Origin of the sequence: Halomonas sp. HG01 (assembly GCF_000968715.2) — a bacterium.
In the GTDB taxonomy this organism is placed as follows: domain Bacteria; phylum Pseudomonadota; class Gammaproteobacteria; order Pseudomonadales; family Halomonadaceae; genus Halomonas; species Halomonas halophila.
On sequence record NZ_CP022134.1, the window covers coordinates 3467872 to 3493694 of the forward strand.

Below are 25823 nucleotides of genomic sequence, written 5' to 3' on the forward strand. Positions count from 1 at the left end.
CGGCGGCCTCCCCGGGCGCGGCTCAGCGCTCGCCGGGGGCGCGTTCGAGGATCACCAGGCGGCGATCGCCCACCGAGAAGGGCACCCTCAGCGTATGGCGGGCCACCGCCGCGATCCCTTCCGGCAGGCCGGCGAGCTCGTCCTCCACGGCGGGCCCCTTCATCGCCAGCCACTGTCCCCCCTCCCCCGGTAGCTCCCGGCTCAGGGCGAGGAAGTCCTCGAGACTGGCGAAGGCCCGCGAGATGACCTGATCGAAGCCGCCGGCGGGGGCCTCGAAGGCTTCCACCCGGGCCTGGACGGGCGTGACTCGCTCGAGGCCCAGCTCCATCACCGCCTGACGCTGGAAGCGCACCTTCTTGCCGTTGCTGTCGAGCAGCGTGACGTCGAGCTCGGGCGCGAGAATCGCGAGCACCAGCCCTGGCAGGCCCGGGCCGGCGCCCACGTCGAGCAGGCTCGGACCGGTCACGAAGGGCAGCACGGCGGCGCTGTCGAGCACGTGCCGGGCGACCATCTCCTCGGGATCGCGTACCGCGGTGAGGTTATAGGCGCGATTCCACTTGTGCAACAGCCCCACCAGGGCCACCAGCCGCTCGCGGCGAGCCGCCGGCACGTCGAGGCCGAGCTCGGCCAGGCCGCGCTCGAGGCGGTCGTTCAGGATCGTATCGTTCGGGGTCATCCGTTGGCCACTCGGGTGTCGTCCAGCAGGCGTCGCTTCTTGAGGTGGATCAGCAGGATCGAGACCGCCGCCGGGGTCACGCCGGAGATACGACCGGCCTGGGCCAGGGTCTCGGGACGCGCCTCGATGAGCTTCTGGCGGATCTCGTTGGACAGCCCCTCGACCTGCTCGTAATCGAAGTCGTCGGGCAGCCGGGTGGCCTCGTGGCGCTTGAGCTTGTCGATCTCGTCCTGCTGACGGTCGATGTAGCCCTGGTACTTGGCCTGGATCTGCACCTGTTCGGCGACGCGCTCGTCCTCGACCGGCTCACCGACCAGGCCGGCCACGTCGGCGTAGCCGAGCTCCGGACGCTTGAGCAGGTCCAGCAGGTTGTATTCGCGTGCCAGGGGCTGGCCGGTCTTCTCGGCCACGCGGTCGGCGGCCTCGGTCTTGGGCTGCACCCAGCTGGCCTTGAGGCGCGCGCTCTCGGCCTCGATGCCCTCGCGCTTGGCGCTGAAGGCGGCCCAGCGGCGGTCATCGATCAGGCCCAGGCCACGGCCGGCCTCGGTCAGGCGCAGGTCGGCGTTGTCCTCGCGCAGCAGCAGGCGATATTCCGCCCGCGAGGTGAACATCCGGTAGGGCTCCTTGGTGCCCAGGGTGATCAGGTCGTCGACCAGCACGCCGAGGTAGGCCTCGTCGCGCCGCGGCCACCAGGCCTCGAGCCCGCTGGCCCGACGGGCCGCGTTGAGGCCGGCCAGCAACCCCTGGGCGCCGGCTTCCTCGTAGCCGGTGGTGCCGTTGATCTGCCCGGCGAAGAACAGGTTGTGGATAAATTTCGTTTCCAGCGAGTGCTTGAGGTCTCGCGGATCAAAGAAATCGTACTCGATGGCGTAGCCCGGACGAGTGATGTGGGCGTTTTCCAGGCCCTTCATCGAGCGCACGACCTGCAGCTGAACGTCGAACGGCAGCGAGGTCGAGATGCCGTTGGGATACAGCTCGTGGGTATCCAGCCCTTCCGGCTCGATGAAGATCTGGTGGCTCGCCTTGTCGGCGAAGCGATGCACCTTGTCCTCGATGGACGGGCAGTAGCGCGGCCCGACGCTCTCGATGGTGCCGGAGAACATCGGCGAGCGATCCAGGTTGGCGCGGATGATCTCGTGGCTGCGCTCGTTGGTCTGGGCGATGTGGCAGCTGATCTGGCGCGGGTGCATCTCGCGGCTGCCGAGATAGGACATCACCGGCGTCGGGGTATCGCCCGGCTGCTCCTCGAGCGCCGAGAAATCGACGCTCTTGGCATCGATGCGCGGTGGCGTGCCGGTCTTCAGGCGATCGACGCGGAACGGCAGCGCACGCAGGCGCTCGGCCAGGGCGTTGGAGGGCGGATCGCCGGCGCGACCGCCACGGCTGTTGTCCAGCCCGATGTGGATCACCCCGCCGAGGAAGGTACCGGTGCACAGCACCACGGTCTCACCCATGAACCGCACGCCGGTCTCGGTGACCACGCCACGCACGGTGTCGCCGTCGACGATCAGGTCGCCGGCGGCCTGCTGGAAGATCGTCAGGTTGGCCTGGTTCTCCAGCATGCCGCGGATCGCCGCCTTGTAGCGCACGCGATCGGCCTGGGCGCGTGTCGCCCGCACCGCGGGGCCCTTGCGGGAATTGAGTACCCGGAACTGGATGCCGCCCATGTCGGTGGCGAGTCCCATGGCGCCGCCCAGCGCATCGATCTCCTTGACCAGATGGCTCTTGCCGATCCCGCCGATGGCGGGATTGCAGGACATCTGACCGAGGGTCTCGATGTTGTGGGTCAGCAGCAGGGTCCGGCAGCCCATGCGAGCCGAGGCCAGGGCGGCTTCGGTCCCGGCATGGCCACCGCCGATGACGATGACGTCGAAGCGGTCGGGGTACTCCAAGGTTCACCTCGATCGGCGCCGTCGCGCCGAATGTTGCGGTTCAGGGGTCGAATCAGCCCGCCAGTATAACCCCCTTGTGGGTAATCGTCAGGGTTTTCCACACCCGTTCAGGCCAATCCGCCTCCCTTCCGCGGAGACTTAAATAAAAAAACATATAGATAAAAAGAAGTTCTGTTGTGGTAGTGATTACTGGTGTGGACATTTCTCGTGGATAACTGATTTTACCACTTACTTATCAACACCTTGTAATGTTGACCGAAGCAAGGAAAAGGCGCGGACCGCCTGCGGAGGGCATGTTCGGGGCCTGTGGGTAACATCCCGGGTTACCCACAAGCCAGCGCGAACACGGCTTGTCCACCGAGTTCTTCCGGGCTTGTCACCGCGGCTGTGAACAACCACCTCGTTCTGTCCCCAGCCCCGCCATGGCCCGCGTGAGCGACGAGCGGCGAAAAATCTTGTCCACAGGCCGAAAAACGCCCAAAAAAAGGGCCCTGTCGCTGACGACAGGGCCCTTTGAGGCGGGAGGCATGGCGCTTGTCAGTGCTTGAGCACCCGGGACAGGAACTGCCGGGTGGGCTCGGCCTGAGGCGAGTCGAAGATCGTCTCCGGTGGCCCTTCCTCGGCGATCTCGCCCTTGTGAATGAAGATCACCCGGTCGGCCACCTCACGGGCGAAGCCCATCTCGTGGGTGACGATCAGCATGGTCATGCCCTCGTTGGCGAGCTCGCGCATGGCGTCCAGCACCTCGCCGATCATCTCCGGGTCCAGCGCCGAGGTCGGCTCGTCGAACAGCATCAGCCGCGGTTCCATGGCCAGCGCCCGGGCCAGTGCCACGCGCTGCTGCTGGCCGCCGGAGAGCTGGGTCGGATACTTGGCGGCCTGATCGGCGATGCCGACCCGGTCGAGCAGGCGCTCGGCGGTATCGGTGGCCTCATGGCGGCCCAGCCCCCGCACCTTCATCGGCGCCAGGGTGACGTTGTCCAGCACGCTCAGATGCGGAAACAGGTTGAACTGCTGGAACACCATGCCAACCTCGGTGCGGATCTTCTGCAGCGCCTGGGTGGCCTTGCCGTGGGGCTTCAGGGGATTGCCATCGACCTCCAGCTCGCCCTGCTGGAACTCCTCCAGGCCGTTGATGCAGCGGATCAGGGTCGACTTGCCGGAGCCGCTGGCACCGATGATCACCACCACCTCGCCGGGAGTGACCTCGAGATCGATGTTCTTCAGCACGTGCAGGTCGCCGAAGGACTTGTTGAGCTTCTCCATGCGGACGATGCGCTCGCCGCCGGAGGGGGACGTCGGTTGGTTCATGTGCGTGTCTTCCTTCATTGTCCGACCAGGCCCTTGCGCTCGAGCAGGCGCAGCGCCGCCGAGAGCGACAGGGTGATGACCAGGTACAGCATGGCCACCATCAGATAGACCTCCAGGGCGTTGAAGGTGGTGGCGATATAGACCTGGCCCTGGCGGACCAGCTCGCCCACGCCGATCACCGAGAACAGTGAGGTGTCCTTGATGCTGATGATGCCTTGGTTGCCGAGCGACGGGATCATGCGTCGCAGCGCCTGGGGCCAGATGATGTAGCGGAAGGTCTGGCGCCGGGACAGGCCCAGCGACAGCCCGGCCTCGCGCTGGCCGCGCTCGATGGACTGCACGCCGCCGCGGACGATCTCCGAGATATAGGCGCCGGAATTGACCGCGATGGCGGCGATGCCGGCCACCAGGGCGTTGATGGGGCCGCCGAGCAGCTGCGGCAGGCCATAGAAGATGAACAGCACCTGCACCAGCACCGGCGTGCCGCGGAAGACCTCGATGTAGGCCACCGCGGGCACTCGCAGCCAGCGCGACGGGCTGATGCGCAGCAGGCCGAACAGGATGCCGATCAGGAAACCGATCGCCAGGCCGGCGAAGGAGATCAGCAGCGTATAGGGAATCCCCGTGAGCAGATGGGGAATGGAGGCGAAGGCCGCCTGCCAGTCGAATTGAAAGGTGACGTCCACGTGGGAACTCCGTCAGGATGCGCAGGAGAGTGACGAGCCGAAATGCAACGGGGCCGGGTCATGTGACCCGACCCCGTTCAGGCGTTGGGCGACGATTACTCGCCGCTGGCGCTGCCGAACCACTTGCTGTGGATCTCGTCGTAGGTGCCGTCTTCCTTCATCGAGGCCAGGGCCTCGTTGACGGGCTCGACCCAGTCGCTGCCCTTGACCAGCACGATGCCGTACTGCTGGCCCTCGTAGAGCGGGCCGACGACCTTGGCTCGGCCCTCGCCCTGGGTCTGGGAGAAGTAGCCGACGTTGGGCGCATCGTAGAAGACCGCGTCGACGCTGCCGCCGAGCAGCGCCATGTACATGTCGCTGGAGCCCGGATAGGGGGTGATGTCGGCGTCGTCGCCCAGGTTCTCCTGGAGATAGTCGTAGCTGGTGGAGCCGATCTTGGTGCCGACCGACTTGCCTTCCAGGTCCTCGATGGACTGGATGCTGTCGTCGTCGGCGTTGACCAGCAGGCGCAGGCCGCTGTCGTAGTAGGGATCGGAGAAGTCGACGATCTCGGCGCGTTCGTCGGTGATGGTGATGCCGGCGATGGCGATGTCGACGTTACCGGTCTGGACGGCGGGGATGATGCCGTTGAAGTCCATGGTGCGCAGGTTGTACTCGAACCCGGCCCGCTCGGCGACTTCGGCGACGATGTCCATGTCGAAGCCGACCATCTGGCCGGTTTCCTGGTCCATCATCTCGAAGGGCACAAAGCTCGGGTCGGTGACGACGTCCAGGGTCTCCTGGGCGTGGGCCGAGGTGGCGAGGCCCAGGGCGAGACAGGACGCCAGCGAGGCGACCGTGAATTGACGCTTCATGTGCTTCTCCATTGGAGTGATTTGTTGTGGAGTACAAATCAACCATGGCGAGTTGCCGTGAGAGCGTCAAGTCTCGGCAAATGTTGCGGCGGGGCTGGTCGTCAACGCTGCGGATCAGACCATGAAGGAGGCGCCACAGCCGCAGGTGGTGGTGGCGTTGGGGTTCTGGATCAGGAAGCGCGCGCCGGCCAGACCTTCCTCGTAGTCGACCGTGGAGCCGACCAGGTACTGGTAGGAGAGCGGGTCGACCACCAGCGCCACGTCGCCGAACTCGATCAGGGTGTCGTCGTCGGCGATGTCCTCGGCGAGGTCGAAGCCGTACTGGAAGCCGGAGCAGCCGCCGCCGGTCACGTAGACCCTCAGCGTGAGCCCGGACTTGCCTTCCGCCTCGCCGAGGGCCTTGAGACGGGCCTTGGCGCTGTCGGAGAGCAGCAGAGGGGTAGGAACGAAGGATGCGGCACCGCTCATGGGTGACCTCCCCGGAAATCGATGAATGTCGTGCAGGACGACGATTATCCATAACCCTTAGCAAAAGGGTCAACTATTGAGGAGGGAGCCCTGCCCCCGGCGCGATGGCGACGGGGGCAGGCGATGGCCTCAGGGCATCATCGCCGGGGCGTCGAGGCCGGCGAACTCGTCGAGGCCGAACATCAGGTTGAGGTTGTGCACGGCCTGGCCGGAGGCGCCCTTGACCAGGTTGTCGATCACCGAGAGCACCACCACGGTGTCGCCGTCGCCGGGGCGATGCACGGCCATCCGGCAGACGTTGGCGCCCTTGACGCTGCGCGTCTCGGGGTGGCTGCCCGCGGGCATGACGTCGACGAAGGGCTCGTCGGCGAAGCGCTGCTCGAACAGCGCCTGCAGGTCGCCCGGCTCGCCTTGCAGGCGGCCGTAGAGGGTGGCGTGGATGCCGCGGATCATCGGCGTCAGGTGCGGCACGAAGGTCAGGCCCACCGGGCCGTTCGCGGCGTCGCCCAGGCCCTGGCGGATCTCGGGCAGGTGACGGTGGCCGGAGGCGCCGTAGGCCTTCATCGATTCGCTGGCCTCGGCCAGCAGCGACGGCACCTTGGCGCCGCGGCCGGCGCCGGTGACGCCGGACTTGCAGTCGGCGATCACGTGATCGGCGTCGATCAGGCCGGCCTCCAGCAGCGGCAGCAGGCCGAGCTGCACGGCGGTGGGGTAGCAACCGGGCACGGCGATCAGGCGCGCCTGGCGAATCCGCTCGCGGTTCACCTCGGGCAGGCCGTAGACAGCCTCCTCGAGCAGTTCGGGCGCGCCGTGGGGCTGGCCGTACCAGGCGGCCCACTCGTCGGCGTCGCGCAGGCGGAAGTCGGCCGACAGGTCGATGACCCGGGTGCCGCGCTCGAGCAGATCAAAGGCCAGGGCGTGGGCCACGCCGTGGGGCGTAGCGAAGAACACCGCATCGCAGGCCGCCAGGCGCGCCGGATCGGGCTCGCTGAAGCGCAGCTCGTCGTAGTGGCCGCGCAGGTTGGGATACAGTTCGCTGACCCCGAGCCCGGCCTCGCTGCGCGAGGTGATGGCCTCGACGCTGACCTCCGGGTGGCGAGCCAGCAACCTGAGCAGTTCGACGCCGGTATAACCGGTGCCGCCGACGATTCCGACCTTGATCACGATGGGGCTCCTCGATGGTGGACGCTGGGACCTGAGTGGGAGGATATGATACACAAGAGGAAGGGCTCCCACCCAGCCTCGTAGGGGTCAGGGTTGAAATAGGGGCCGGGGTCTAACAGGAAGGACACCTTGCCGCGTTTTCCACTTCCCCGCTTCAGTCTCGATCGTTTCCGCCGCCAGCTGGCCAGCGTGGATGCACTGCCCCAGCTCTGCGTGCTGGGACTGGTGTCCGGCCTGATCACCGGCGGTCTGATGGTGCTGTTCCGCCTGGCGCTCCAGCTGGGCGCCATGATCTTCCTGCCCGGTGGCAATCCCGAGAACTTCGAGGCGCTGTCGCCGCTGACGCGTGCCCTGCTGCCACTGCTGGCGGTGACGCTGATCGGTGCCTGGCTATGGTGGTTGCGGCCCGCCGGCCGACAGATTGGCATCGCCCACGTGATCGAGCGACTGACCTACCATCAGGGGCGCTTCCCGGTGCGCAACTGGTTCACCCAATGGTGGGTGGGCCTGATCTCGGTGCTGGGCGGGCTCTCGGCGGGGCGCGAAGGGCCTGCCATTCATCTGGGCGCGGCGGCCTGCAGCGGACTCGGCCAGCGCCTGCGCCTGCCGCACAACAGCCTGCGCGTGCTGGTGGCCTGCGGCACCGCGGCGGGCATCTCGGCCTCGTTCCATACGCCGGTCGCCGGGGTCATCTTCGCCATGGAAGTGGTGATGATGGAGTACACCATCACCGGCTTCATGCCGGTGATCCTGGCCTCGACCATGGGGGCCGTGGTCTCCCAGGCGGTGTTCGGCTTCGAGCTGCCCTTCGAGGGCACCGGTCTCGCCCTGGGGTCGCTGCTCAACCTGCCGTGGATCGTGCTGAGCGCACTGGGCATCGGCCTGCTGGCCGGCGGATTCGTGCGCGTGGCGCGTGCCGGCGATCGCCTCAAGCGCGTGCCCTTCGCGCTGCGCTTCGCCCTCGCCGGAGGTGTGGTCGGCGCCATGGCCTGGTGGTACCCCCAGGTGCAGGGTATGGGCTACGACACCCTGGGGCTGACCATCGGCGGCTCGCTGAGCCTCGACGTTCTGCTGGCGGTCGCCATCGGCAAGCTGCTGATCACCGCCTTCACCGTGGCCTGCGGCATCCCGGTGAGCATCATCGGCCCGGTGGTGGTGGCCGGCGGAGCGGCCGGTGCCCTGTGCGGCCTGCTCGGTGCCCAGCTGCTGCCGGATCTTGCCGCCGGCCCCGCCGTCTACGCCATGCTGGGCATGGCCGCGATGATGGGGGCCGTGTTGCAGGCGCCGCTGGCGGCGCTGATGGCGCTGCTGGAGCTGACCCATAACCCCAACCTGATCCTGCCCGGCATGCTGGCGGTGGTGGTGGCCGGTCTGACGTCGCGTCAGCTGTGCGGCTGCGACGGCTTTTTCATCAGCGTGACCCGCCACGGCCTGCATCCGCTGCAGCAGCCGCTGATGCAGGCCCTCAGCCGGGTCTCGGTGCCGGCGGTGATGGAGCGCGATCTGGTACGCTCGCGCCGTCGGGTGACCCTCGACCAGGCCAGTGCCCTGCTCGTGGCGAAGCCGGTGTGGATCGTGATCGAGCGCTCCAGCGATGCCAAGCCGACCCTGGCGCTGAAGGCGGCCGACCTGGCGCGCTGGATGCTCGAACACGACGAGACCGACAAGCTGATCGACAAGGAGGGCCGCCTGGACCTGCTGGAGATCCCCGGGCAGCGCCTCGACCTGGCGCCAATCCACCTGCAGGCGACGCTCTCCGAGGCCTTCTTGCGGCTCAACACCAAGCATGCCGACGCCCTCTACGTGGAGCACGGGCATCGGCCGAAGCAGAAGCGGATTTCCGGTATCATCACCCGCGACGCCATCGAGCGTTACTATCGCTACAGCGATGCACCCCCCGGCTAGGAGTCGACATGTACCTCTGGATCAAGGCCCTGCACCTGGTGGCCGTGGTGACCTGGTTCGCCGCCCTGTTCTATCTGCCGCGCCTCTACGTCTACCACGCCATGGCCCGGGATCGCGGCGAGTCCCAGGCCATCGAGTATTTCAAGACCATGGAGCGCAAGCTCTACCGGGGCATCATGACGCCCTCGATGATCGCCGTGCTGGTGCTCGGCGGCGGGCTGCTGGCGCTGAATCCGGGCTGGCTGTCTCAGGGCTGGATGCATGCCAAGCTGACCCTGGTGGCGGCGCTGGTGGCCTATCATCACGTGTGCCTGATCTATCTCAAGCAGTTCGCCGACGGTCGCTGCAGCCGCAGCCATCGCTACTTTCGGATCTTCAACGAGCTGCCGGTACTCGCCCTGTTGGCGATCGTCCTGCTCGCCGTGCTGAAGCCGTTCTGATGACAGGGGATGCGCAGACTCACCCCCATCTGCCGGCGGTACTGGTGCTGGCCGGCCACGATCCCACCGGCGGCGCCGGCCTGGTGGCCGACAGCGAGGCGGTGGCCGCCTGCGGCGGCTGGGCGCTGACCGTGCCCACGGCGTTGACGGTGCAGAACTGCCGCGACGTCGGCGCCGTGCAGCCGGTGGACGGCGTGCTGATCCGCGACGCCGCCGCGGCGCTGGAGGACATCGAGATCGCCGCCATCAAGGTCGGCCTGCTGGCCTCCGAGGCGGCCCTCGACGCGGTGGTGGAGATCATCCGGCGCCGGCCGGGCGTGCCGGTGGTGGTCGACCCGGTGCTCAGGGCCGGCGGCGGGCATGAGTTGTCCACACCCACCTTGATCGAGACCTTTCGCCGGCGCCTGCTTCCCCTTGTGGATATCCTGACGCCCAATCGCCGGGAGCTGGGCCGACTGGCCGGTGGCGCCTGCGCCGACGACACCGAGCGTGCGGTCGAACTGATGCACCTGGGCTGCCAGGCGGTGCTGGTCACCGGTACCGACGATCCCGAGGAGCGGGTGCCCGCGGGGCGGGTACGGCACACCCTGCACGTGCCGGACGGCGATCGCCAGTGGACCTGGACGCGGCTGCCAGGCGTGTTTCACGGCTCCGGCTGCACCCTGGCGTCGTCGCTGGCGGCGCGGCTGGCCCAGGGAGAATCGCTGGTGGCGGCCTGCGAGCAGGCCCAGGCCTACACCTGGCAGACGCTGTCCCATGGCTGGCGCCCGGGTCACGACGACGGCGACGATCAGTGGCTGCCGAGGCGCCTGTGGCGGCTGCCGGTGGCTCGCTTCGAGCAGGACGCCTAGGCGCCGGACTGGTCATCCACGGCCCAAGCATCGAGAATGAGGCCATGACCGAGACATCTTCGCGGGGATTGAGCGACGTTCACCGGGGAATCACCGCTCGCCCAGAGATTGTCCAGAGATTTATCCACAAGCCGAACGCCGTGACCGCGCGGCTCCGGCGTGATGCGACGCTTACTTTCAACAGCTAATGAGGTTGACATGACCACATCCGCCCAGCTCTTCGAACGGGCCTGCCGCCATATTCCCGGAGGAGTGAATTCGCCGGTGCGTGCCTTCAAGGGCCTGGAACGTCCGCCGGTGTTCATGGAGCGGGCGCGGGGCGCCTACCTGTTCGACGTAGAGGGCAAGCGCTATGTGGACTACGTCGGTTCCTGGGGGCCGATGATCACCGGCCATGCCGACCCGGAGGTACTCGGCGCGGTGCGCGAGCGCCTCGACAGCGGCCTCTCCTTCGGCACGCCCACGGCCATCGAGACCACCATGGCCGACCTGATCTGCGAGATGATCCCCAGCATCGAGATGGTGCGCATGGTCAACTCCGGCACCGAGGCCACCATGTCGGCGATCCGCCTGGCCCGCGGCTATACCGGACGCGACAAGATCGTGAAGTTCGAGGGCAACTACCATGGCCACTCCGACTCGCTGCTGGTCAAGGCCGGCTCCGGTGCCCTGACCCACGGCGAGCCCAGCTCGCCGGGCGTGCCGGCGGCCCTGGCCGAGCACACCGTGACCCTGTCGTACAATGATCCGGATGCGGTCGAGCAGTGCTTCGAGGAGATCGGCGACCAGGTGGCCTGCATCATCGTCGAGCCGGTGGCCGGCAACATGAACTGCATTCCGCCGCAGCCCGGCTTCCTCGAGACCCTGCGCCGGGTCTGCGATCGCCATGAGAGCGTGCTGATCTTCGACGAGGTGATGACCGGCTTCCGCGTCGCCATGGGCGGTGCCCAGGCGCATTACGGCGTCGAGCCCGACCTGACCTGCCTGGGCAAGATCGTCGGCGGCGGCATGCCGGTGGGCGCTTTCGGCGGCCGCCGCGGCATCATGGAGAACATCTCCCCGCTGGGGCCCGTCTATCAGGCCGGTACCCTGGCGGGCAATCCACTGGCCATGGCGGCGGGCATCGCCCTGCTCACCAAGCTGCGCGAGCCGGGCTTCCACGACGCTCTCAGCCAGCGCGTCGAGACCCTGTGCCACGGCCTCCAGGAGCGGGCCGATGCCGCCGGCATCGACATGATCACCCAACAGGCCGGTGGCATGTTCGGCGTCTTCTTCACCGGGCAGAGCCGGGTCGATAACTTCGCCCAGGCCACCGCCTGCGACGGCGACGCCTTCCGCCGCTTCTTCGCCAGCATGCTCGAGCAGGGCGTCTACATGGCGCCCTCCGCCTTCGAGGCCGGCTTCATGTCCAGCGCCCATGCGCCCGAGGACATCCAGCTGACCCTGGACGCGGCCGAGGTGGCCTTCGCCGCCATGCGCCAGGACTGACGGCACCCGACAAGACCGCGTGAACGGAGAAGAACGATGAACCAGCGACACGCCCCCGGAAGTCCGACCCGAGATGTCACCCTGGAGACGCTGGTCGAGCGCCTGAGCGCCTGGCATGCCGATCACGCCACCGACGAGGCCACGCCCCTGCATGAGGCCGTTCAGCGGCGCGTGGCCGCCGAGACGCAGGCCCTGACGGCGCTGATCGTCGCCGACGAAGACCGCCAGCGACTGCAGGCCCTGAGTCGCTGGCTGGAGGAGAACCTGTCCCGCCTGGCGCCCGTCTTCAAGACGCGCGAGGCCCGGCGGCTGCCGCGCAGCTGGGCCTGCGAGCACCCTGACAGCCGGCTGCTGGACGAGGGGCGCGTGGTGATGGTCAATGCCATCGATCGCGACCTTCAGGGCCACGGCGCCGAGGTCGTCCAGGATCCGGCCGCGGACCTGGCCTCGCTGCTGGTGGGGCTCGAGGTGCGTGACGAGTCGCGGCTGGCACGGCTGGCGCTGGACGGGTACCTGCGGCTCAGCGGCGACTACCAGGCCGCCCGGCTGCTGTCGGTGTTCCGGGTGCTCGAGTGCCTGGCCGGCGCGCGTCGCGCCCTGCGTCGGTTGGAGGCGGCCGAGGGCGACGACGAGCGCCCTGCCCTGCGGGCGGAGACCATGGGCGCCTGCCGCCGCTATCTGGAGCTGGCGGAACGGCACGCGGAGTTCCGCTTTCCGCCGCTGGTCATCGGCGTCGGGGTGTCGGGCAGTGGCAAGAGCCGCTTCACCCGCAACCTGGTGACTCGCCTGGGCGCGGTGCGGGTGGCGTCACATGCTGAGCGGCGTCGCCTGCATGGACTTTCTCCACAGGCGGTGGAGGGCGAAGCGCCTGTGGGTATCTTCGATGCCTCGACCACCGAGCGTACCTATCAGCGGCTGGCGCAGTGTGCCGGCCACCTGCTGGATGCCGGCCTGCCGGCCTGCATCGACGCGACCTGCCTGACCCAGGCGCAGCGTGACTGGCTGCGGCATCAGGCCGAGAGCCGGGGGCTGCCGGTGCTGCTGGTCAGCTTCGAGGCGGATCAGGCGACCCTGACGCGTCGCATCACCAAGCGAGCCGGGCGCCATGGCGTGACCGCGGAGGAAGGTCTCGCGGTGCTGTCGCATCAGCAGGCGGCCTTCGAACCCTTCTCCGACGAGGAACGCTTCCACCTCGTGCGGCTGGACACGACGGCGGACAACGCCGGCGAAACGCTGGCCGGGCTGATCCAGGAGCATATGCACTGGAGCTGAAGTGCCTGCCGAGACCGGCTACCAGGGCCGGTCTCTCCATGCTTTCTTCCCCATCTTCTCCCTTACTTCTCCTTCTCACGCGTTCCCGAGTGTTACGTCGGCTTGGCATACCGCCCTGCGGTTCGGTGTTAGCTGATACGACATAATATATTGAAAATCAGGGATAAATATTGAGGCGTGACGACAGTGTCAAGACTGAAACAGGTTTGTACCTAATATGTTTCAATATGTTAAAGCACTGTTTTTAAATATTTTATCCTCGCATGGCCACTTCAGGCACGGAGTCACTGTTTCATCAGCCTGACACTCCGCTCGGCAATATCCCGCCATTGCCTTGCCTGCCTCTCCCCATACCCGACGCCTTCCGATTTCTTCGTCCGCACTATCAGAAGGTTACTGAAAGTTGGCACGTCCCGTGCTCTAGGTTTCATGCCTGCGAGTGGGATCTTCAAGGGTTCAAGAGAGACCTCCGGCTCAGCAGGCCGTGACACCGACGCCGGCAGCGATCCGAGGATCGTCCGGCAAGACGCAAGGGATTCTGTCGAATCGAACGGGAGTGTGATCATGAGTACCAAAGCATATGCAATCGCGGGAACTTCCCTGCTGGCGCTGGTCATGGCGATTTCCACTGCCCAGGCCAACCCGACCGCCAATGGCGACGATGCCTTCCAGTTTGTGGCTTCTGACGCCACTGCAAACGCTGGGGATGGTGGTAACAGCGCCGGTGGTGACGGCAACGGTTTTGGCGCGAGCTCTGCTAACGCCAACGGTACCGGCACCGGCGTAGGCGCCCTTCTGGGCTATGGTGAGGGTAAAGGTGAAGGCGGCAAAGCTGAGTCTTCTGGCTTCGGCTATGGCTCCGGCGGTAACGGTGGCCCGGCCGGCGACGGTGGCGATGCCTGGGCCATGAGCGAGTCCTACAACACCGCCATCAGCGTGATCTCCGAGCAGCAGATGAATTCCGTTGTCATCGGGGACTCCATCAGCGTCCGTGGCGCTCGTGGTGCCCGTGGGGCAGCGGGTGGTGAAGGCGGCATCAACGCGGCCGTCAGCGTCGGCGCCGGTCTTGGCGGCGATGGTGGTGACGGTGACGGTGACGATGGTGGTGACGCCGGCGCCCTGGGTCTGGGGGCCGCGGAAGGCGGTGATGGAGTCGGTGCCGGCATCGGGCTGGGTGCCGGTGAAGGTGGCGATTCCGGTGCTGGCGCCCTCTCCGCGTCTGGCAACAGCGATGGCGATGCGACCGGAACCGGGATCGGTGCGCTGCTCGGTCTGGGTCTTGGGACCGCAGATAACTCTGGTGACCAGACTGCCAAAGCCGGTTCCACTGACGCCGATTCCACCGCTGGGGACGGCAGTGGCACCGGGCTCGGTGCCGGCTCAGGCACCGGTGGTGACGGCAGTGCTGGCGGCTGGGCCGGTGCGGTGGCCGGTGACGGCGGCAGCGGCTACGGCGGCGGCGGCGGCGGCGGCAAAGGCGTCGGCGGCGATGCCTATGCCGCAGGGGCCCATGGCGGCGCCGGTGGCAACGGGGGCAACGGCGGCGCAGCCGTCCTGCGCACCGGCGCTTCCAGCATCTCCGTGGCGGCCGGCGGCGTCTACGGCGGCGTGTCCAACATGAACAGCTCCAGCGGGTTCTACAACTCGCAGCTGTCCGGCACCAGCATCTCCGCCCACAGCGGCGTGAGCATCGGCAACTGATGGCTCGGGCCTCGCGAGAGGCCCGTTTGCCCAATCGGGAACTGGCGGACGAGGTTCCGCCAGTTCCTTCACTGTCCGTTTATAGTCAGTGGAGGCAGAGCGATGAAAGGTTCAGTGCAGTGGCTCGCCGCGGGTGCCATCATATTGTCTGCCGGCATGGCGTCGAGCCTGCAGGCCGACGATGCCCGAATGACCGACGGCTTCGGGTCGATGCAGGAAGTCTCGACGGATGTTCTGGAGCAGGCACGGGGTCGAGACGTCAACGTGCATCTCGACCAGGTAACGGTTCAGAGCATTCAGGACATGCAAGCCATCAGCGCCGGATCGAGCTTCAAGGTGGTCAACGGCGACATGGTGACAGGCAATATCACCTTCGAAGGCGGTTCGATGGGCCATTACAGCGGTACCGGCATCTTCAACAACGTGACCGGGAATGCCAATGCGATCAACAACGCCATCGGTATCAGTGTCTATATCGCCAACCCATGAACGACACCCCAAACGGTGGTAATAGTGCCGTTCGGTGTCAGGGGGCTCGATCATGCGTAAGCAGCTGAAAGGCGCTGCCCTGTTCGTCGTCATGATGCTGTCGGCGTCCGAGTCGTTCATTCCGCCTGCCGAGGCGGGAACGGTGAGAATTTCCAATCCCTTCGGCCACTTCGAGGTCGAAGCCAAGAGTCTGGCGGAGCTCAGCTGGGAAGGTGTCGTGCGCCAGCAGTATGACTACAGCTGTGGATCCGCGGCCGTTGCCACCCTGATGACCTACCACTATGACCGCCCCACCACCGAGGGCGAGGTCTTCGAGGCCATGATCCGTCGTGGGGATCGTGAGCAGATCGAGACCTACGGCTTCTCCATGCTGGACATGAAGCGCTTCCTGGATGACAGGGGGCTCAATGCCGATGGCTTCGAGATCGCATTGGATGACTTTATCCGCATCGGCGTTCCGGCCATTACGCTGGTCAATACCGGGGGGTACAAGCACTTCGTGGTCGTCAAGGGAATGGATGCCGACAACGTGCTGGTGGGCGATCCGGCAGCCGGAACGGTCGTGGTGCCCAAGGATATCTTCGAGACGTTATGGAGCAACAAGGTGCTCGGTGTACGCAACGAAATCGAGGTGGCACGAGCGAACTTCAACAGTGAACGGGACTGGCGCGTGCGGCCCCCCTCGCCGATCGAGTCAGGGGTTCAGCGCACCAGCGTGGGATCGTATCTGCTGACACTGCCGGGCGCCAACGAGCTGGGTAGGTGATGATCTCGCAGGAGTGACCAACCATGAGCATGCAGCATGCAGGAAATGTGATGGGGGGAAGCCGGTGGAGAGGCTGCCGGCGGGGCATCAGCCTCCTGGTAGCGTCGGTTTCTTTGGCGATGGCGTCGGCATCCCCGGCCGCGACATCACCGTCCGGCATCCTGTCGGCGGGAACGCACGATATTTACTACCGAGGGGAAGTATTGCCTGAGGAAGGCATGGCAGAGCTTCGTGGCGGCTTTCGGCTGGCGGGGATGGAACTGAACTTCGGCGCCAAGCTGACCACGGCCATCAATGAACGGGTTCGTTACATCACTCAAGTGGCCTTCGACAATGCCGGCGCCAGGGTGCTGTCCAGTACGCTGGAGCAGTCGGGCACCGATACCGTGACCCAGGTGGGTGGGCCCGGTGGCGTCGATGCGGCGAGTATCGGCGGCAAGATCGACCTCACCGGGCTTTCCGACTTTTCCGGTGTCCTGATGAGCGATGGCAAGGGGGGGATGACGGCAGCGCTGCACAATATCACGCGCGATGCGATCGTCAGCAGCCTGTCGACCACGGCCAGCGGGCAAAGCATCAGTAACGATATCGACGTCAGCGTGCAGGTCATGAATATCGGCGAGATGCGCTCTTCCCGCCAGCGAGGTGCGATTCTCAACTCGCTGCAGGGGATTCTTCCCCGCTGATTGATAGAACGATACACAAACAAGGCTGCCCGTTCGGGCAGCCTTTTCTCGTTAGGCAATGTCTGAAAACTGTCTGCGCTCGGCTATACGGCGTTAAAAATCAGCTCGGGCGCGAGTCCGATCAAAATGCTCATTTACAACTCGTAAACTCCGCTTTTTCACTGATTTTTGCCTTGTCTATCCTTCGCTCGTCGACTTTTCGGATAAAGCCTAGTCATCATTTGTCAGAAGACATTCAGCCCGAAGGGAGTCCGCAGGGTGAGGGTGGTATCCGGGGCGTCTTCCGTCACGCCGAATTCCAGCCCCAGGTTGAACACCGAATCGTCGGACATCTGGTAGGACCAGCCGAGCAGCATGGAGCCCACATTCAGCGAGCGGCCGCTTTGGGTGACGGTACTGCCGGTATCCGGATTGACGAAGGTGGTATCGGTCTCCTGGATGAAATCGTTCTTGTAGCCCAGCGTGAAGGAGGACCGAGGATTGATCGAGTACGACATGCCGAGGCTCATCCTTACGGCATCCCCTGGATCTACCTCCTTGACTCTGACCCCACCGATCGTTTCGTTGACCTCGTCCTCGAGGTTGAACAGATAGCCCAGGTTGGCGAAGTAGACCGCCGGTGCGGAAGGCATCAGCACGGTCAGGCTGGGCTCAATCGAGTGGAAGCCCGAACCGGTGGCCAGTTCCTGCTCGATGCCACTGCTGTCGCGATCGACGTCGAAGGGGCCCGTGCCGGTGGTCGACTTGTAGCGCAGGTTACCCACGTAGAAGGGTCCGCCATCCCGGCCGCTGTTGATCTGATAGTGGGCGGCCAGCTCGATATCCCCCAGTCCATCCCCGGACTGGCTTCTATCGAGATCGAAGGGTTCGTTGGCCTCGTTGACGCTGAAGCTTGCCGTATCGTCCCTGTACAAATAGGGCACGCGCAGTTCCAGTTCGAGTCGGTCGGTTACCCCGAGCCGGCCGGTGACGGAGGTGGTGAAGGTATCGCGATCGATATCCTCGGCGGCCAGCACGCCGATCTGAAGCGTGCTGAGTATCTCGACGCCGCGGAAGGTCAGTCGATTGACGCTGGCGTGGGAGTACTGGAACTCGGGCTCGATGACGAGACGCCCCTTGGGCGTCAATACGCCACCGATATCGGGAATGGCCTGAATCTCCGGAGCCTCTTCCGCGGGGGGCGGTCGTTGCCCCACGGGATCGATGGCACCGTCACTTCCCGTCTGGGCCCAGGCATGTCCGACCATGGCGAGTGGTGCCAGACCACAGGCCAGCGTGAAACCTCTTTGGATCAGTTTCATGGCGTTGTCCCTTTTGTCCCTTGTTTCAAGGCCTTGCGCTATCGCGCCCCATGGTTTTCACACCATCGGGCCTTTTTGAGTGATACTCGTGGAGAGCATAGACCAACCTGTCCTGGTGCTGGGTGGAATCGTGGAGACTCCGGCTAACGTTATTGCATCCTTGGACTCCAGCCGGCGAGCGAAAGCGATCAATATGTCTGGCATTGAAGATAGAGGATTTATTTAACTCTCTTGAAATTCAATACGTTAGGTTCTTTCGAACCTGTTTGTTCGTCGTGATTCGCAATGTCATCCCCCTGGCCTTCACGATGTATCTTGTGCTTTTCCATCAGACGGTAGAGCGTGACTCGGGAAACCCCCAGCTCTCGTGCGGCGTGCAGAATATTGAAGGAATGGCGTGTCAGAGATGCCATGACGACACCGCGTTCTGCCAAGTCTCTCGCCTCCTCCAGGCTTGACGCGTAACGAGAGTCCAGCACTCGACGCTCCAGCCCAAGATCGCTGGGGCGAATCAGTGGATGCTCGCTCATGACCATCGCCCTTCTTACGCGATTGATCAGTTCTCGAATGTTGCCCGGCCACTCATAAAGCTGCATGACGGACAGGCTGTCCTTGCTGAACCCGTTGACGATGGAAGATTTTTCCATCGAGAACTTGTTGAAGAAGTAATGGGCCAGGGTGGCGATGTCATCGCCTCTCTCGCGCAGAGCAGGTACTCGAATCTGAAGGACATTGAGGCGGTGAAAGAGATCTTCCCTGAATTTTCCTTCGTTCACGGCCTTTTCGAGGTCCACGTGTGTTGCGGCCAGAACACGAACATCGACCTCGATTTCCTTGAGTCCCCCTACCCTCTGGATCGTATGGTTTTCCAGAAACCGTAGCAGGTTGACCTGCATGTCCAGGGGGAGGTCGCCGATTTCATCCAGGAACAGCGTGCCACCATCCGTGTTCTCGATGATGCCAATCTTTCTCTGTGAAGCACCGGTAAAGGAACCCTTCTCGTGACCGAACAGTTCCGACTGGATGAGATTGCTCGGCAAGGCGCCGCAGTTGATGGCATTGAAGGGAGACTTCGAGCGAGCGGATGCCCGGTGAATGGCCTTGGCCGCCAGCTCCTTGCCCGTACCGGATTCTCCCTGGATCAGAACGGGGGCATCGACGGCCCCCACCTTTTGAATGGACCTGAATAGCGTCTTGATGACAGGGCTTTCACCGACCATCTGGCATTCATGTCTGCCTCTGTGGCCACCTTCCTCTAGAATATCTTTATCCAGATTGATGACCGACAAGAGGTTTTCAAGCGCATGATGGAGCCTCTCCGTATCGACCGGAAGACGATGATAACCAAAGAAGAGACGGGCGATACCTTGATGGTGACGAAGGTTATCGAAAATTTCCTGGTGACCGATGGCTATCAGTCTTGTATCAAGCCTGTTGACAGCATTCTCGAATTGCTTGGCGTCATCGAGATCTTCTTGTGTCAGGACAACGATGCCGACATCATGGCCCGGGAGGTTTTCTGTGAAGGGAATGCTGTCCAGTCTTTCAATATGCGTAATATCCCAGCCACACTCTTTCAGCTCCCCGATGAGTTTTTCGCCACCTTCTAAAGGCTTATCAATGAAGAGTAGCTTGTTGTTGGATTTCATCGCACATCCCTGATGTTCTATAGAACGATTGGTTGCGAATAAACGGAATTAACCGCTGTTCTGCACGGGCTGAAATCTAGCATTCGGCTCGAGAAAAATTCACATGAATTTTCTAGTCTCGATGACCTAGCCGTGATGAGATTTCTGGGGGACCGGAGGGGGAGCGCCGAGGTTATGTCGTGCCCAGTTGACAGCCTGGAGGCGGTTATGCACATCGATTTTCTTGAATATATTATAAAGATGTGACTTTACGGTATGTTCGCTGACAAAGAGGCGATCGGCGATTTCCATGTTGGAAGCACCGGATCCCAGCAGGCCGATGATCTCGAGTTCGCGTTGTGTCAGGCCACATGCCGGTCGATAGGCGTTGATCTGGTGGCGCCGGTAGAACTCCAGCATTCGGCCCATCAGGGAGCGCGACATCCATAGCTGCCCTTCCTGCAGGGTGCGCAGTCCTTTACAGATGAGTGGCAGGCTGTCGTCACGGTAGAAGATTCCCCTGACATGCATGCAGGACAATATCTCGACGGCATGGTCCTCATCCCTGAGATTGAAGCTTGCCAGGGAGGCCTCAGGCCGCTCTGCGACATGGGATTGCCAGGCCTGCATCGCGGCATCGTCCATATGGTCGGCATCGAGCAGGATCAGGATTTCCTCATTGTCCGCTTTGAGCTTCCGTGTATTGGAAGGCGACAGGATGGCAACCTGGCAGTCGAGCTGTTGGCGCAGGTAGTCAGCGAACAGCTGAGACTGGGGCGTGTTTTCGGTGACCAGCTGTATTAGGCGATTATTGTTTTCCATAGTCTGACCTCAATGAAATATCTGACATGCTCGCCCCTTATTCCTTACGAGTAACGGGATCAGAGTAAGGTCTTATCCAGTCTCGTCTTCATTGTAATGGAATGTAACTAATAAATAGTTATTAAAATTTCCTTTTTTATTACCAGTGAGATATTTCCCCTCTATCAATGGGTTGGAGGCTTTTTGTTTTTCGAGGCCACGTTGTTCGCCATTTAGTATGAGAAAAATCAGTCTAAAGGATTGACGCTCGCTGGGTTCGCCTATGTTGTTGACTCACGTTCAGGGCGTAGATCGCCTGCGGCCTTCCTGTTTCATTCGCCTCAGGGGGCGCTTAGAATGCCGCCGCAACGATAGTGACCAATCGAGATGATGAAATGACGACAACTGTTGTGCTGGCCAGCGGCAATGTCGGCAAGCTGCGCGAATTCGGCCAGCTGCTCGCGCCCCTGGGCATGGACGTTCGTCCTCAGTCGGACTTCGACGTGACGGAGGTCGAGGAGACCGGGCTGACCTTCGTCGAGAACGCCCTGCTCAAGGCCCGGGAAGCCAGCCGTGTCAGCGGCCTGCCGGCGATGGCGGACGACTCGGGGCTGGCGGTGGATGCCCTGCAGGGGCGCCCCGGCATCTATTCCGCGCGCTTCTCCGGCGAGCCCAAGGATGACGCCCGCAACAACGCCTACCTGCTCGAATCCCTGTCGGACGTGCCGACGGTTCAGCGCACGGCCCGCTACTGGTGCGTGCTGGTGCTGCTCCGTCACGCGGAGGACCCGGTGCCGCTGATCGTACAGCAGAGCTGGGACGGCGAGATTCTCACCGAGGCTCGCGGCGAAGGTGGCTTCGGCTACGATCCGCTGTTCTGGGTGCCGGAATGCGGCAAGACCGCCGCCGAACTCTCATCCGACGAGAAGAACCGTCTGAGCCATCGGGGGCGCGCCCTGCAGGCCCTGGTGGCGCAGCTCGACGGCGAGTCATTCTCCTCATGAGCCATTCACTGCCGCCCCTGGCGCTCTATATCCACGTGCCCTGGTGCGTGCGCAAGTGCCCCTACTGCGATTTCAACTCCCACGGTGTCGGGGCCAGAGCCAGCCTGCCCGAGGAGGCCTATCTGGCGGCGCTGATCGCCGACCTGGACGCCGATCTTCCGCTGGCGGCGGGGCGGGTGCTGGTCAGCATCTTCATCGGCGGCGGCACGCCGAGCCTGATGTCGGCCGACTTCTACCGCCGTCTGCTCGAGGCGGTTTCATCTCGCCTGCCCTTCGCCGACGATATCGAGATCACCCTGGAGGCCAATCCGGGGACCGTGGAGCGGGGCCGCTTCGCCGGCTATCGCGCCGCGGGCATCAACCGGCTTTCGATCGGCGTGCAGAGCTTTCAGGACGCGCAGCTGTCCGCGCTGGGCCGCATCCACAGCGGTGAAGAGGCCCGACTGGCCGTTGCCGAGGCCCGCGAGGCCGGGTTCGATAACCTCAACCTGGACCTGATGCATGGCCTGCCGGGCCAGACGCCGGCGCTGGCCCTCGACGACCTGGAACAGGCACTGGCGCTCGCGCCCGAGCACCTGTCCTGGTACCAGCTCACCCTCGAGCCCAACACCGAGTTTCACTCGCGCCCGCCCGAGCTGCCCGAGGAGGAGGCCCTCTGGGACATCCAGGAGCTCGGGCACGAGCGCCTGGAAGCCGCCGGCTTCGCGCGCTACGAGATTTCCGCCTATGCCCAGCCAGGCCGCCCGGCGCGCCACAATCTCAACTACTGGCGATTCGGCGACTATCTGGGCATCGGGGCCGGCGCCCATGGCAAGCTGAGCGCTCACGACGATGACGGCTTTCATGTCGAGCGTCGCTGGAAGACCCGCCAGCCCGAGGCCTACCTGCGACGGCATGATGACCCGCGCGGCTTCGTGGCCGGTCGCGAGCCGATTTCGCCCGACGAGCTGCCGCTCGAGTTCGCCATGAACGCGCTGCGTCTCGTCGAGGGCGTGCCGCTGTCGACCTGGTCGGCCCATACCGGCCGGCCGGTGGGTCGGCTGCAGGCAAGTCTTGAAGTGGCGAGGAAAAAAGGACTTCTCGTGGAAGATGGCGAAAGGCTTCAAGCCTCCCCCCAGGGTCTATTATTCTTGAATGAGCTGCTGGCCCTGATCGACGCCTGAAGAGAAGGCCCTGGTGAATACCTTGGTAACCTGGGAAAGAGAGGGGCCGGCCGGAATGCCATTCGTCAACACGGAGTCGACGACGCTATGACCAAGACCGTTCGCATGATCGCGCCGCTCGCGGCCGCCGCCCTGCTGGTGGGCTGCACCACGACCAACCCGAACACCGGTGAGACCCAGCGCAGCCAGACCGGCACCGGCGCCACCATCGGCGCGGTGGTCGGTGCCGCCGCCGGTGCGCTCAGCGGCGATGGCAGCACCAGTCGTCGCGACCGCGCGCTGATCGGCGCCGCCGTGGGGGCCGCCGCCGGTGGCGGCATCGGCGCCTACATGGACAAGCAGGAAGAGCAACTGCGCCAGAGCATGGAAGGCACCGGCATCGGTGTCGAACGTCAGGGCAACGACATCATTCTCAACATGCCCAGCAGCGTGACCTTCGGCTTCGATTCCAGCGAGCTGACCATGCAGGCGCGCAACGCGCTGAACGATGTCTCCTCGGTGCTGACCCAGTACCCCGAGACACGTGTCAACATCGCCGGCCACACCGACAGTACCGGAGACGCCAGCTACAACCAGCGTCTCTCCGAGCGTCGTGCCCAGGCGGTCGGCAGCTACCTCTCGCAGAGCGGTGTGGCTTCCAACCGTCTCTACATGAACGGCTATGGCGAGAACCAGCCGGTGGCCAGCAACGAGACCGAAGCCGGCCGTGCTCAGAACCGTCGCGTGGAGATCACCCTGACGCCCATGTCCCAGGGCTGATCGGATTCCCACGCTTGCCGGGCCCGCCCCTGTCAGGGGCGGGCCCTTTTCTTTCCCATGACACGACCACCGCCATGCTTTCCTATCAGCACGCCTACCATGCGGGCAACTTCGCCGACGTTCACAAGCATCTGACGCTTTACGCCGTCGCCGATCACTTGTTACGTAAAAAATCATCTATTACGTATATCGACACTCACGCCGGTCGAGGGCTCTACCCGCTGGCCGCCGCCGAGACGGCACGGCTGCAGGAATACCAGCAGGGCGTGGCCAGGCCGTGGGCGAAAAGGACGGGGCTGTCGAAGGCCTCCTCGCTGCTGGGCGACTGGCTGGCGGCGGTGGGCGAGGTCCAGCAGGGCAGCGGGCTTGACCACTATCCCGGTTCGCCCTGGTGGCTGTCGCATCGCCTGCGCGAGCAGGACCGGCTGCGGCTGTTCGAGCTGCACCCCGGCGAGCACGGCCACCTGGCCGACCAGGCCTTGCCGGAGGCGGTGAAGCGCATCCAGGGCGATGGCCTGGCCGGGCTGCTGAAGGCGCTACCGGTGAAGACGCCGCGGCTGTGCGTGCTGATCGATCCCAGCTACGAGCGCAAGGCGGAATACGACGAGGTGGCCGACACCGTGCTGTCGGCCATGCGCAAGGCGCGCCACGCCGTGGTCATGATCTGGTATCCGATGCTGCCCGCCGGACGCCATCAGGCGCTGCTGGAAGGCCTTCGCGACGGCGGCCTGCGCAAGATCTGGCGCAGCGAACTGACGCTGAGCGACCCCGGTGAGGGCCATGGCATGTACGGCAGTGGCATGCTGGTCGTGAACCCGCCCTGGGGCCTCGATGAGCGTATCCATGAGGCCATGGCGGCACTGCTGCCGCTGTGGGGGCCCACCGCCCGCCATCGCGGTGACTGGTGGGTGGGCGAGTAGGAACGGGCTCAGGAAAGTCTCTACGGCTCGACGCAGAGGCACCTGCTGCCTTGCTCGCCGCCATTTATCGATACAGAAACTGCCGAAGATCGAACCCGGGGGCTGGTGGAGAGCCGGCGCAGCGCCGACTGCTGTGACCCGCTTGCCCCTATTTGCCGATACAGAAACTGCCGAAGATCTCACCCAGCAGATCGTCGGCACTGAACTCGCCGGTGATCTCGCCCAGCGCTTGCTGGGCGTCGCGCAGGTCCTCTGCAAGCAGTTCGCCGGCGCCGTAGCCGGCCAGCTGGGCCTCGCCGTTGCCGAGCGCCTGCTCGGCGCGATCCAGGGCGTCCAGATGGCGTCGCCGGGCCGAGAAGCGGCCCTCGGTGGTGGCCGAGAAGCCCATCACCGCCTTGAGATGCTCCTTGAGGTTATCCACACCCTCACCGGTCTTCGCCGACAGCCGCACTATCGGTGTGGCTGTGGACAAGTCGAGTCCCGGCGTTTCCTGGCTGGTATCGACCTTGTTGCGCACCAGCGTCAGCCGCGACGGATCGGCCAGGCGCTCGACGAATTCCGGCCAGATCGCCATGGGGTCGAGGGCATCCGTGGTGGCGGCATCGACCATCAGCAGCACCCGGTCGGCCTTCTCGATTTCGCTCCAGGCCCGGGCCACGCCGATCTGCTCCACCGCGTCCGGCGTGTCGCGCAGGCCGGCGGTATCGATCACGTGCAGCGGCATGCCGTCCAGATGGATGTGCTCGCGCAGCACGTCCCGGGTGGTGCCCTCGATATCGGTGACGATGGCGGTCTCCTGCTCGGTGAGGGCATTGAGCAGGCTGGACTTTCCGGCATTGGGACGCCCGGCGATCACCACGCTCATGCCCTCGCGCATCAGCGCGCCCTGGGCCGCCGCCGCTCGCACCTCACCGAGTTCGCCGCGGACCTCGGCCAGCTTGGCGGCCACGTGGCCGTCGGCCAGGAAGTCGATCTCCTCCTCGGGGAAATCGATGGCCGCCTCGACGTACATGCGCAGTTCGATCAGGCGCTGCACCAGCCCCTCGACCCGCCGCGAGAACTCGCCCTGCAGCGAGCGCAGGGCGTTCTCGGCGGCGCCCCGGGAGCTGGCCTCGATCAGGTCGGCGATGGCCTCGGCCTGGGCCAGGTCGAGCTTGTCGTTGAGGAAGGCGCGCTCGGAGAACTCGCCGGGGCGGGCCAGGCGGGCGCCGAGCCGCACGCAGCGCTCCAGCAGCAGGTCCATGAGCACCGGGCCGCCGTGGCCCTGGAGCTCCAGCACGTCCTCGCCGGTGAAGGAGTTCGGGCCCTCGAAGAACAGCGCGATGCCCTCGTCGATCATGCCCTGGTCGCCCCTGAACGGCCCGTAGAGGGCGAAGCGCGGGGCAGGGCAGTGTCCCAGCAGGCTGCTGGCGATCGACCGGCAGGCAGGCCCTGAGACGCGAATGATGCCGACGCCGCCGCGCCCCGGGGGCGTGGCCAGGGCGGCGATGGTGTCCTGGGAATAGAGGCTTTCGGCCATCGGTGGCTCCTCGGTGAGACGTGGCTATTGTCCGGTGACGGCCCCGCAAACGCCAGACCCCCGCCGAAGCGGGGGTCTG

The 25823-nt window shown here is 64.8% G+C and carries 24 protein-coding genes; 13 read left to right on the forward strand and 11 right to left on the reverse strand.

The genetic code is table 11. The annotated features are described in order from the left end of the window. Window positions 1-22: 22 nt before the first annotated feature. From rsmG to argC, 7 genes are all read right to left on the reverse strand, one after another. Window positions 23-676, reverse strand: a complete 654-nt coding sequence (rsmG, locus tag UN84_RS16460; protein ID WP_046078870.1) for a 16S rRNA (guanine(527)-N(7))-methyltransferase RsmG — start codon at window positions 674-676, stop codon at window positions 23-25. Next, entirely contained in the window at window positions 673-2568 is a 1896-nt protein-coding gene (mnmG, locus tag UN84_RS16465; RefSeq protein WP_046078871.1) for a tRNA uridine-5-carboxymethylaminomethyl(34) synthesis enzyme MnmG, read from the reverse strand. The genes rsmG and mnmG overlap by 4 nt, the downstream gene beginning before the upstream one ends. A 537-nt stretch (window positions 2569-3105) precedes the next feature. After that, window positions 3106-3879 (reverse strand): amino acid ABC transporter ATP-binding protein, encoded by a 774-nt coding sequence (locus UN84_RS16470; protein ID WP_046078872.1) that lies wholly within the window; start codon window positions 3877-3879, stop codon window positions 3106-3108. A 14-nt stretch (window positions 3880-3893) separates the two neighbouring features. After that, window positions 3894-4565, reverse strand: coding sequence for an amino acid ABC transporter permease (locus UN84_RS16475; RefSeq protein WP_035594515.1), 672 nt, complete (start codon window positions 4563-4565; stop codon window positions 3894-3896). A gap of 95 nt (window positions 4566-4660) precedes the next feature. Continuing rightward, the gene (locus tag UN84_RS16480) at window positions 4661-5419 is read right to left on the reverse strand and encodes a transporter substrate-binding domain-containing protein (RefSeq protein WP_035594518.1); all 759 of its coding nucleotides are present in this window, start codon (window positions 5417-5419) and stop codon (window positions 4661-4663) included. Between the two features lie 114 nt (window positions 5420-5533). Next, entirely contained in the window at window positions 5534-5887 is a 354-nt protein-coding gene (gene erpA / locus UN84_RS16485; RefSeq protein WP_035594520.1) for an iron-sulfur cluster insertion protein ErpA, read from the reverse strand. A gap of 129 nt (window positions 5888-6016) precedes the next feature. Further along, window positions 6017-7051, reverse strand: coding sequence for an N-acetyl-gamma-glutamyl-phosphate reductase (argC, locus tag UN84_RS16490; RefSeq protein WP_046078873.1), 1035 nt, complete (start codon window positions 7049-7051; stop codon window positions 6017-6019). A gap of 129 nt (window positions 7052-7180) precedes the next feature. Between argC and UN84_RS16495 the strand changes: the two genes are divergently transcribed. The 9 genes from UN84_RS16495 (at window position 7181) to UN84_RS16535 (ending at window position 16649) form a co-directional block, all read left to right on the forward strand. Continuing rightward, window positions 7181-8956: a chloride channel protein gene (locus tag UN84_RS16495; protein ID WP_035594525.1), complete on the forward strand. Its 1776-nt coding sequence runs from the start codon at window positions 7181-7183 to the stop codon at window positions 8954-8956. Between the two features lie 8 nt (window positions 8957-8964). Then, window positions 8965-9396 carry a protoporphyrinogen oxidase HemJ gene (gene hemJ / locus UN84_RS16500; RefSeq protein WP_046078874.1) on the forward strand — a complete coding sequence of 144 codons (432 nt, stop codon included), beginning with the start codon at window positions 8965-8967 and terminating at the stop codon, window positions 9394-9396. After that, window positions 9396-10247: a bifunctional hydroxymethylpyrimidine kinase/phosphomethylpyrimidine kinase gene (gene thiD / locus UN84_RS16505; RefSeq protein WP_046078875.1), complete on the forward strand. Its 852-nt coding sequence runs from the start codon at window positions 9396-9398 to the stop codon at window positions 10245-10247. Before hemJ ends, thiD begins: the two co-directional genes overlap by 1 nt. Before the next feature lie 198 nt (window positions 10248-10445). Then, window positions 10446-11735, forward strand: coding sequence for a glutamate-1-semialdehyde 2,1-aminomutase (hemL, locus tag UN84_RS16510; RefSeq protein WP_046078876.1), 1290 nt, complete (start codon window positions 10446-10448; stop codon window positions 11733-11735). Window positions 11736-11771: 36 nt separating this feature from the next. Further along, window positions 11772-13007: an AAA family ATPase gene (locus tag UN84_RS16515; RefSeq protein ID WP_046078877.1), complete on the forward strand. Its 1236-nt coding sequence runs from the start codon at window positions 11772-11774 to the stop codon at window positions 13005-13007. A 564-nt stretch (window positions 13008-13571) separates the two neighbouring features. Continuing rightward, complete coding sequence (locus UN84_RS16520; protein WP_146909141.1) at window positions 13572-14708, forward strand: hypothetical protein; 1137 nt, start codon at window positions 13572-13574, stop codon at window positions 14706-14708. 102 nt (window positions 14709-14810) lie between these two features. After that, a complete protein-coding gene (locus UN84_RS16525) occupies window positions 14811-15197 on the forward strand; it encodes a hypothetical protein (protein ID WP_146909144.1) in 387 nt (128 codons plus the stop codon). Window positions 15198-15249: 52 nt separating this feature from the next. Next, window positions 15250-15963: a C39 family peptidase gene (locus UN84_RS16530; RefSeq protein ID WP_082090860.1), complete on the forward strand. Its 714-nt coding sequence runs from the start codon at window positions 15250-15252 to the stop codon at window positions 15961-15963. A gap of 23 nt (window positions 15964-15986) precedes the next feature. Beyond that, window positions 15987-16649: a hypothetical protein gene (locus UN84_RS16535; RefSeq protein ID WP_146613001.1), complete on the forward strand. Its 663-nt coding sequence runs from the start codon at window positions 15987-15989 to the stop codon at window positions 16647-16649. 224 nt (window positions 16650-16873) lie between these two features. On the opposite strand, the gene UN84_RS16540 is transcribed toward UN84_RS16535, so the two are convergent. From UN84_RS16540 to UN84_RS16550, 3 genes are all read right to left on the reverse strand, one after another. Beyond that, entirely contained in the window at window positions 16874-17950 is a 1077-nt protein-coding gene (locus tag UN84_RS16540) for a transporter (protein ID WP_046078880.1), read from the reverse strand. A gap of 218 nt (window positions 17951-18168) precedes the next feature. Continuing rightward, entirely contained in the window at window positions 18169-19599 is a 1431-nt protein-coding gene (locus tag UN84_RS16545) for a sigma-54 dependent transcriptional regulator (RefSeq protein WP_046078881.1), read from the reverse strand. A gap of 126 nt (window positions 19600-19725) precedes the next feature. Further along, window positions 19726-20400: a LuxR C-terminal-related transcriptional regulator gene (locus tag UN84_RS16550; protein ID WP_046078882.1), complete on the reverse strand. Its 675-nt coding sequence runs from the start codon at window positions 20398-20400 to the stop codon at window positions 19726-19728. Window positions 20401-20774: 374 nt separating this feature from the next. Here UN84_RS16550 and UN84_RS16555 point away from each other — a divergent pair, with 374 nt between their 5' ends. The 4 genes from UN84_RS16555 (at window position 20775) to UN84_RS16570 (ending at window position 24225) form a co-directional block, all read left to right on the forward strand. Then, on the forward strand, window positions 20775-21383 hold the full coding sequence (locus UN84_RS16555; RefSeq protein ID WP_046078883.1) for an XTP/dITP diphosphatase: 609 nt from the start codon (window positions 20775-20777) through the stop codon (window positions 21381-21383). Then, window positions 21380-22546 (forward strand): radical SAM family heme chaperone HemW, encoded by a 1167-nt coding sequence (gene hemW, locus UN84_RS16560; RefSeq protein WP_046078884.1) that lies wholly within the window; start codon window positions 21380-21382, stop codon window positions 22544-22546. Before UN84_RS16555 ends, hemW begins: the two co-directional genes overlap by 4 nt. 87 nt (window positions 22547-22633) lie before the next feature. Continuing rightward, a complete protein-coding gene (locus UN84_RS16565) occupies window positions 22634-23305 on the forward strand; it encodes an OmpA family protein (protein ID WP_035594558.1) in 672 nt (223 codons plus the stop codon). A 74-nt stretch (window positions 23306-23379) separates the two neighbouring features. After that, entirely contained in the window at window positions 23380-24225 is an 846-nt protein-coding gene (locus UN84_RS16570) for a 23S rRNA (adenine(2030)-N(6))-methyltransferase RlmJ (protein WP_046078885.1), read from the forward strand. Between the two features lie 148 nt (window positions 24226-24373). Here UN84_RS16570 and mnmE read toward each other — a convergent pair whose 3' ends face one another. Further along, the gene (gene mnmE / locus UN84_RS16575) at window positions 24374-25744 is read right to left on the reverse strand and encodes a tRNA uridine-5-carboxymethylaminomethyl(34) synthesis GTPase MnmE (protein WP_046078886.1); all 1371 of its coding nucleotides are present in this window, start codon (window positions 25742-25744) and stop codon (window positions 24374-24376) included. Window positions 25745-25823 lie beyond the last annotated feature (79 nt).

Bases quoted from the DNA above. Each gene is read 5' to 3' on its own strand.
- UN84_RS16550 (WP_046078882.1), bottom strand. From the start codon at position 20,400: ATGGAAAACAATAATCGCCTAATACAGCTGGTCACCGAAAACACGCCC.
- UN84_RS16540 (WP_046078880.1), bottom strand. From the start codon at position 17,950: ATGAAACTGATCCAAAGAGGTTTCACGCTGGCCTGTGGTCTGGCACCA.
- UN84_RS16530 (WP_082090860.1), top strand. From the start codon at position 15,250: ATGCGTAAGCAGCTGAAAGGCGCTGCCCTGTTCGTCGTCATGATGCTG.
- UN84_RS16535 (WP_146613001.1), top strand. From the start codon at position 15,987: ATGAGCATGCAGCATGCAGGAAATGTGATGGGGGGAAGCCGGTGGAGA.
- UN84_RS16545 (WP_046078881.1), bottom strand. From the start codon at position 19,599: ATGAAATCCAACAACAAGCTACTCTTCATTGATAAGCCTTTAGAAGGT.
- rsmG (WP_046078870.1), bottom strand. From the start codon at position 676: ATGACCCCGAACGATACGATCCTGAACGACCGCCTCGAGCGCGGCCTG.
- UN84_RS16570 (WP_046078885.1), top strand. From the start codon at position 23,380: ATGCTTTCCTATCAGCACGCCTACCATGCGGGCAACTTCGCCGACGTT.
- mnmE (WP_046078886.1), bottom strand. From the start codon at position 25,744: ATGGCCGAAAGCCTCTATTCCCAGGACACCATCGCCGCCCTGGCCACG.
- UN84_RS16480 (WP_035594518.1), bottom strand. From the start codon at position 5,419: ATGAAGCGTCAATTCACGGTCGCCTCGCTGGCGTCCTGTCTCGCCCTG.
- hemW (WP_046078884.1), top strand. From the start codon at position 21,380: ATGAGCCATTCACTGCCGCCCCTGGCGCTCTATATCCACGTGCCCTGG.
- UN84_RS16520 (WP_146909141.1), top strand. From the start codon at position 13,572: ATGAGTACCAAAGCATATGCAATCGCGGGAACTTCCCTGCTGGCGCTG.
- UN84_RS16470 (WP_046078872.1), bottom strand. From the start codon at position 3,879: ATGAACCAACCGACGTCCCCCTCCGGCGGCGAGCGCATCGTCCGCATG.
- UN84_RS16515 (WP_046078877.1), top strand. From the start codon at position 11,772: ATGAACCAGCGACACGCCCCCGGAAGTCCGACCCGAGATGTCACCCTG.
- UN84_RS16525 (WP_146909144.1), top strand. From the start codon at position 14,811: ATGAAAGGTTCAGTGCAGTGGCTCGCCGCGGGTGCCATCATATTGTCT.
- erpA (WP_035594520.1), bottom strand. From the start codon at position 5,887: ATGAGCGGTGCCGCATCCTTCGTTCCTACCCCTCTGCTGCTCTCCGAC.
- UN84_RS16555 (WP_046078883.1), top strand. From the start codon at position 20,775: ATGACGACAACTGTTGTGCTGGCCAGCGGCAATGTCGGCAAGCTGCGC.
- thiD (WP_046078875.1), top strand. From the start codon at position 9,396: ATGACAGGGGATGCGCAGACTCACCCCCATCTGCCGGCGGTACTGGTG.
- hemJ (WP_046078874.1), top strand. From the start codon at position 8,965: ATGTACCTCTGGATCAAGGCCCTGCACCTGGTGGCCGTGGTGACCTGG.
- UN84_RS16565 (WP_035594558.1), top strand. From the start codon at position 22,634: ATGACCAAGACCGTTCGCATGATCGCGCCGCTCGCGGCCGCCGCCCTG.
- hemL (WP_046078876.1), top strand. From the start codon at position 10,446: ATGACCACATCCGCCCAGCTCTTCGAACGGGCCTGCCGCCATATTCCC.